Below are 6,000 nucleotides of genomic sequence, written 5' to 3' on the forward strand. Positions count from 1 at the left end.
ACCGCCTCCCGTCGACCTGGTTTTACCGCTCAGTAGGCGTGCGCGTTCCCCGCATCGTCGAGAAAAGTTCCGGTGGCGTACAACCGTTCCCCGGAGTCGGAGGTCTTGTTCGCGAGTCAACGGACTCATTCGATCGATGCAGCTCCTCTTTCCCCGGGCGCCCCAGGGGCCCCGTGACGGAACAGGAGCACTTTCTCAACTGGGGAAGCTTTCATGCGCATACGTGCCAGCCTGGCCGCCGCGACGATGTCCGGCGCCGTGGCTCTCACCGCATTCGGCGTTTCGGCCGCTCAGGCCGACGACGCCTCCTCGCCCGCCGCGGCCGTCCGGTCGCACATGCTGGGCAAGGCGAAGACGCAGGGCAAGATGTCGGCCCGGTCCGTCTACGACATCCAGGTCACCAAGGTCACCGTGAACGCCGGCAAGGACGTCGTCGTCGGCGGTACGCAGAAGAAGAAGTTCAACGTCTACGTGACGGCCACCAACCCCGACGGCATCTACGGGGTCGCCGCGTTCTTGTGGCACGGCGACGATCTCTACAGTGACGGCGGCGTCGACGGCGCCATCGTCTCGGAGAACGAGGGCCTCTCGCGGGACTGCCAGCGCTGGAGTGCCACGACGGCCACCTGCAAGGTGGTGCTGACCGCCGACCCGAAGACGGACCTCTACAAGAGTTCGCTGAACGGCAAGTGGAACGTGTACGCCGCTGCCACCGAGGACTCCGAGAACGGCCTGGAGTGGGCCACCTACCAGAACCACTGGGTCAAGCGTGCCGCCCGGATCACGTCCTTCAACGCCGCGCCCGAGCCGGTGGCCAAGGGCAAGCCGGTCACCGTGACCGGCAACCTCAGCATGATCAGCTGGTCGCACAAGAAGTACTACGGCTACGGCAGCCAGAAGGTCAAGCTGCAGTTCAAGAAGGCCGGTGCCAGCAGCTACAGCACCATCAAGACCGTGACCAGCTCTGCGTCCGGTGCGCTGAAGGCTACCGTCAACGCCACCGGCGACGGTACCTACCGCTTCTCCTACCCGGGCAACAGCATCGCCTCCACGGCGACTTCGTCCGCCGACCACGTCGACGTGCGCTGACCCGACAGCAGTGAACGGGCCCGGCCCCCAAGCCTTACGGTTTGGGGCCGGGTCCGTTACGGTCCACGAGCACTTCGCGCGAAGAACCGACAACGCGACCCTCGCCTCCACAACGGCCCGACGAGGTCTCACCCATCTCTCACCGGAACCTGAGGCACCGGCCCCTCGTGAGGGGAACCGACCGGCGCAGCGTGACGTCTGGCACAGGACGAGCAGATCGTCGACGGAAACGGACAACAACGGGCACTGCCCGAAAGGCAGTGGCAACATGTTCGTCCTGCTGATGTACGGCGCCATGCTCGCCGCACCGCTCTGGGCCATTGCTGTCGTGGTGAAGCTGATATCGGTCGTCGTCCCTGGGCGTCGGCCGGACTGGCTCAGAGATCTGCTGCGTTGGAGCGCGGGCATGACCGCTGCCGCAGCCGTCATCGTGTACACGATCGGGCTGGGCCTCGTGCAGTGGGACGCGAGCGAAGCCGAGTCCGGCGCCGGGTCCTCCCCCGCCACTCCCTGTCGCTCCCTCCCGCCCGGCGTACTCCAACAACTCACCGGACATGAACCGTCCTACTTCCCGCTGGGCTTCGATTGCCTGCTGGACGGCGATCGCGTCGTCACGGCCGACGGCCCCTACACCCTGCTGAACGCCCTTGCCGCCGCTTTCGCCCTGGCAGCGGTGCTCTCGTTGCTCGCCGTGGGCGTGCTGGATGAGTACCAGGCACGGGCAGAGACGAAGGCGCGGCGGGCGATCGGTACGCAGGTACCGCCCCGTCGGCGGTAACCCGACGACGTCCAGCTCGTCGGTCCCAGGTGCCGGACCCGGCCCTCGTCAGTCAGTAAGCCACCCCTGGCTCTACGGCTCTACGGCTCTACGTCCAACACCGCCTTGCCCGCGATACGCCGATCCAGCAGTGCTTGGGCGGCCTCGGCGACACGCTCCCAGGAGCCGCGCCAATCGACCTCCGGGGAAAGCCTCCCCGCTGCCACAAACTCCAGCAGGGTTGCCAGATCCGGGCCGACCTCGTGCACGTCGCCGAACGTGTTCATCGTCTTCGACGGCCCCACGGAGAACATGGAGTACGGCGCGAACACCGCCGGTTCATCGGAAGCCCAGCCGATGTTCTGCACACTCCCGCCAGGCGCGAGGAGTTCCCAGGCCGCGGCCAACTGTCGGCCGCCGACATTGTCGAGGACGAGGTCCACCGGCTGGTCGACACCTTCGAGGCCGACCACCACTTGATGGGCGCCCAGCTCGGTCAAACCGGCCGCACGTGTCGACGATCCCACCGAGGCGATCACCTGGGCGCCGCCCAGGGCCGCGAGCTGGACCGCGTAACGGCCGACTCCCCCGGCCGCGCCGGTGATCAGCACTCGTCGGCCCAGGATGGAGCGGGAGCGCAGCGTACGTAGCGCGGTGATGCCGGCCATCGGCAGCGCGGCGGCGTCAGCGAGGTCGATCCGGGCGGGGACTTCGGCCACCGCGGTGGTGTCCACGACCATCCGCTGCGCCCACGCACCGGCTCCGAACGCCGCGACCCTGGCTCCTACGGACGGCCCGGTGCCGTCCGACGCGGCACGTACGACGACACCGGCGGCGTCGTAGCCGTGAACGGTCCCGGCCGGGAGCCGCCCCGCGAATGCCACCTCACCGCGGTTGAGGGAGATGTGCCGGACGGCGACCACCAGTTGATGCGGTGCCGCCTGAGGTTCTGCGGCCGACCCCAGGCGCAGGGATCCGGGAGCGTCGGGATCGACGACGAGTGCGTGCATGACCATGAGGCCTCTCCGTAGACGTGCACCGTGTCGGACACCGTGTCGGGCACCGCGTCGGACACCGCGTCGGACACCGCGTCGGACACCGCGTCAGGCACCATACGGACCACTAGTCCGTTTAAAGCATGACGGTAGTATGCGGACCAACAGTCCGTCTAGCAAGGGGTGCCGATGCCTGAACAGCGGGCCGAACGCGCCGACGCGGTCCGTAACCGTCATGCGGTGCTGCGCGCGACTGAGCAACTCCTGGCCGAGGGCGGCGGGGACCATGTATCCCTCGACCGCGTCGCCGCCCTTGCCGGGGTCGGGAAGGGCACGGTCTTCCGGCGCTTCGGCAACCGCGCCGGACTTTTGCAGGCACTGCTGGAGGAGAGGTCCCGGGAACTGCGTGACGCGGTCAGGAGCGGGCCCCCGCCCCTGGGGCCCGGAGCGCCCGCATCGGAGCGACTGCTCGCCTTCCTGGACGGTCTCGGCGCGATCGCCGAGGGCAATGCCACTTTGCTGTCCGCGCACGGGCAAGCTTGCGCGGAGGACAAGTACGACGACCCCAGCTACCAGCTCTGGCATCGTCACCTGAGCACCTTGTTCGCCGACGGAAGTCCGGATCTCGACGCCGACTTCCTGGCCCACGCCGTACTCGCGGTCTTCGACGGCGACCTCATCCGCCACATGACACCGCCTGACGACCCTCGCCGCTTCACCCGTTCCGTGCAGCAGATGGCGATGGCGCTTCTCCGCCGCGACTGATTCTTATGGACGCCCGCAACTGCGCCCGCTGATCCTCATAGCGGCGCCGGCCCTGGCAGCCGTCGTCGGTCCACGGTTCGAACGAATGCATATCCAGGTGTTCTTCGGGCGGACCGTCCCGCCTCACGCCGCAGCACGCCCGGCGGACAGCGCGGCGTTCTTCCTGGTGAACACCCTGCTGACGACACTGTCTTTCGTAGGAGTAGCGGGCTGGATCATCGTCTCCGCACGCGACCTCACCTACCCCCTCTGGGGCTGGGCCCCCTACCCCGACCCCGCATGGGGCGGTCCGAGCCCGTTCGGCGCCGTCGCCCTCCACTTCGCCGCCGGCGTCGTCGCGTTCTTCGCCCTGCTCTGGCTCATCATCCGCAGCGCCCCCACAGACAACGCTGGCTCCGAGCAACAGAAACTGAGCCGGGCAGCGACGCCCCGGGACCTCGCCCGTTACTGCCATCTCTACCGAAGTCCGACAGTGGCTACGGGGCTTCCCCCTCGACCGTGGACACCGATTGTCATGCGGCCATGGTCAGCGCGATGGATCTCTGGTCGTACGCGATCGGGCCGCTCCGCTGGGCGAGCGGATCAGCGACGGACGCGGTAGCGGATGTGGGTGGCCTCCGGCGTATCGATCACCTGGACGATCTCCAGCTCGATCTCCGAGGGCAGGACATCGAACAGTCGTCGTCCGCGGCCGAGCAGCACCGGAATCTGGTGGATCTGTACTTCGTCCAGGACTCCGGCTTCCAGCGCTCGTTGCCCCGTGTACGCACCGCGCACCTGCACGTCCTTGTCGCCGGCGGCGGCCTTGGCCTGGGCCATCGCGCTTTCGATCCCGTCGTTCACGTAGGTCACCAACGGATAGCCCCAGCGTGCGGCCGGGCCGGGCGGGCGGTGACTGGGCACGAAGATCGGGAGACCTCCATGATCGCCGCCCCAGTGATCCATGAGTTCGGCGGTCCGCCGTCCGGCGAGTACCGCACCGGCCGCGTTCCATTTCTCCTGGAACCGCGCGGCGGTCCGCGCGGACTCGCCTGTGGCGTCGGCCCACTTGTGCAGCCGCTCGCCGTCCTCACCGCCGAGGAAGTCGTCAGGGTCGGCGATGTACCCGTCGAGGGACACCGACATATCGAGCACTGATGTAGACACTTCTATTATCTCCTGTTGTATCGATCCAGTTGATATCCCTGCTGTAGACCTGGCATCGCCGTCTTATTCATCGGGCACAAAGTGTTGACTCTTTGCTCGTAGGCGAGTGTCTCCTTCCGGTGTTGCAGCGGGTGACCCACCGGAAGGCCGCATAGCGGGCGTCACTAGGCTAGGCCGCCCCGTCCAGGCGTCCGCCCCACATCGCGGCGGCGGCCTGCCGCCATCAGCGACGGGCAGGTAAGTGATGCCGCCGACGTAGCGGATACTCGGCATAGCCGCGGTGAGGTCACGCTGCAAAAGATCGAGCACCGGCGTTCGTGGACGGCTCCGGGTCGCGGGCGGAATCACCGCGACGGTCGTCTCCGGCAAGGTGAGAACAGGGCTCCGCTACGACTGGGGACAGCGGAGACAGTGCCGACGTGGACTTGAGTGGCCTCGACGGCGACTGAGCGTGGTCAGTCGATGGCCCCCTCCGAGCAGATATGCAGCACTGGAAAGGCTGCAAACGCTATAAACGCTTCATGCTCTATCACGTGACTGCTCTCGGCGACTGGCTCACCGACGCTCACCTACCGTACGCGCCCGCGACTTTGGCGAAGGACGGTTCGGTCCACTGTCTTCCCGGGAAAGAGGCGGTCCTGGCGGTCGCCACGCGGTACCACGGGCGGACGATGGGCCCGCTCGTCGTCCTGCTCATCGACGAGGGGCGTCTCGATGTGCCGGTGCAGTGCACGGAACCCGCACCTGGTACGCCCTTGTCCGCGTTTCCGGGCGCTTTCCTCCGGCGCGTGCTGGGGCCGGTGAACCGCAATGCGGTGGTCGGGACGATGGGCATCGTGCGCGATGACGAGGGCCGTGCCCAAGCTCTGATCGAACGGGATTGAGACTGAGGAAAGGAGCAGTGTGGAACAGCGTCACCGCGCTGATTCCCTCACGAGTAAGGACAGTACGTGTGCATCCCTTCGGAAGACGCCACGGCGTTCATGACGGCCACCCCCGAGGGCGCACGCGATGAATAGCCCATCCCGGATGGGCTGGTGGATCCTCGTGGAGGGCCCCGAGGAGCTTCTTGGTGACCCTCGGTCGCTCCTGCTCAAGACGATCCCGGTCGACGGCGGCCCGGACCAGGCCATCGCTCAGGCAGCATAGGTGGCTAGGTCGTGTCCGCAAAGTGGTTGGGTCGTTGGTGTCTTCGTGGTGCGTCGACATGAGCTGACTGATGAATCGTGGGCGGTGATCGAGCCGTTG

At 67.1% G+C, this 6,000-nt stretch carries 7 protein-coding genes; 5 read left to right on the forward strand and 2 right to left on the reverse strand.

The window, feature by feature from the left end:
- Positions 1 to 213: 213 nt before the first annotated feature.
- Together ACIRF8_RS32340 and ACIRF8_RS32345 are read left to right on the forward strand one after the other, a co-directional pair.
- Positions 214 to 1,089 (forward strand): calcium-binding protein, encoded by an 876-nt coding sequence (locus ACIRF8_RS32340; protein ID WP_404220650.1) that lies wholly within the window; start codon positions 214 to 216, stop codon positions 1,087 to 1,089.
- A gap of 268 nt (positions 1,090 to 1,357) precedes the next feature.
- Positions 1,358 to 1,867, forward strand: a complete 510-nt coding sequence (locus ACIRF8_RS32345; RefSeq protein ID WP_404220652.1) for a hypothetical protein — start codon at positions 1,358 to 1,360, stop codon at positions 1,865 to 1,867.
- A gap of 80 nt (positions 1,868 to 1,947) precedes the next feature.
- Here ACIRF8_RS32345 and ACIRF8_RS32350 read toward each other — a convergent pair whose 3' ends face one another.
- A complete protein-coding gene (locus ACIRF8_RS32350) occupies positions 1,948 to 2,856 on the reverse strand; it encodes a zinc-binding dehydrogenase (RefSeq protein ID WP_404220689.1) in 909 nt (302 codons plus the stop codon).
- A gap of 174 nt (positions 2,857 to 3,030) precedes the next feature.
- On the opposite strand from ACIRF8_RS32350, the gene ACIRF8_RS32355 reads away from it, so the two are divergent.
- Complete coding sequence (locus ACIRF8_RS32355; RefSeq protein WP_404220655.1) at positions 3,031 to 3,606, forward strand: TetR/AcrR family transcriptional regulator; 576 nt, start codon at positions 3,031 to 3,033, stop codon at positions 3,604 to 3,606.
- 582 nt (positions 3,607 to 4,188) lie between these two features.
- Here the strand turns inward: ACIRF8_RS32355 and ACIRF8_RS32360 are convergent.
- Entirely contained in the window at positions 4,189 to 4,752 is a 564-nt protein-coding gene (locus ACIRF8_RS32360; RefSeq protein WP_404220658.1) for a dihydrofolate reductase family protein, read from the reverse strand.
- A 521-nt stretch (positions 4,753 to 5,273) separates the two neighbouring features.
- Here ACIRF8_RS32360 and ACIRF8_RS32365 point away from each other — a divergent pair.
- Both ACIRF8_RS32365 and ACIRF8_RS32370 read left to right on the forward strand, forming a co-directional pair.
- Complete coding sequence (locus ACIRF8_RS32365; protein ID WP_404220661.1) at positions 5,274 to 5,636, forward strand: DUF952 domain-containing protein; 363 nt, start codon at positions 5,274 to 5,276, stop codon at positions 5,634 to 5,636.
- Between the two features lie 127 nt (positions 5,637 to 5,763).
- Complete coding sequence (locus ACIRF8_RS32370; protein ID WP_404220663.1) at positions 5,764 to 5,901, forward strand: hypothetical protein; 138 nt, start codon at positions 5,764 to 5,766, stop codon at positions 5,899 to 5,901.
- Positions 5,902 to 6,000: the final 99 nt, after the last annotated feature.

The organism is Streptomyces sp. NPDC102406 (genome assembly GCF_044765725.1).
Classification (GTDB): domain Bacteria; phylum Actinomycetota; class Actinomycetes; order Streptomycetales; family Streptomycetaceae; genus Streptomyces.

Excerpts from the sequence above, each read along its gene's own strand:
- ACIRF8_RS32340 (WP_404220650.1), top strand. The coding sequence starts at position 214 with ATGCGCATACGTGCCAGCCTGGCCGCCGCGACGATGTCCGGCGCCGTG.
- ACIRF8_RS32345 (WP_404220652.1), top strand. The coding sequence starts at position 1,358 with ATGTTCGTCCTGCTGATGTACGGCGCCATGCTCGCCGCACCGCTCTGG.
- ACIRF8_RS32350 (WP_404220689.1), bottom strand. The coding sequence starts at position 2,856 with ATGCACGCACTCGTCGTCGATCCCGACGCTCCCGGATCCCTGCGCCTG.
- ACIRF8_RS32355 (WP_404220655.1), top strand. The coding sequence starts at position 3,031 with ATGCCTGAACAGCGGGCCGAACGCGCCGACGCGGTCCGTAACCGTCAT.
- ACIRF8_RS32365 (WP_404220661.1), top strand. The coding sequence starts at position 5,274 with ATGCTCTATCACGTGACTGCTCTCGGCGACTGGCTCACCGACGCTCAC.
- ACIRF8_RS32370 (WP_404220663.1), top strand. The coding sequence starts at position 5,764 with ATGAATAGCCCATCCCGGATGGGCTGGTGGATCCTCGTGGAGGGCCCC.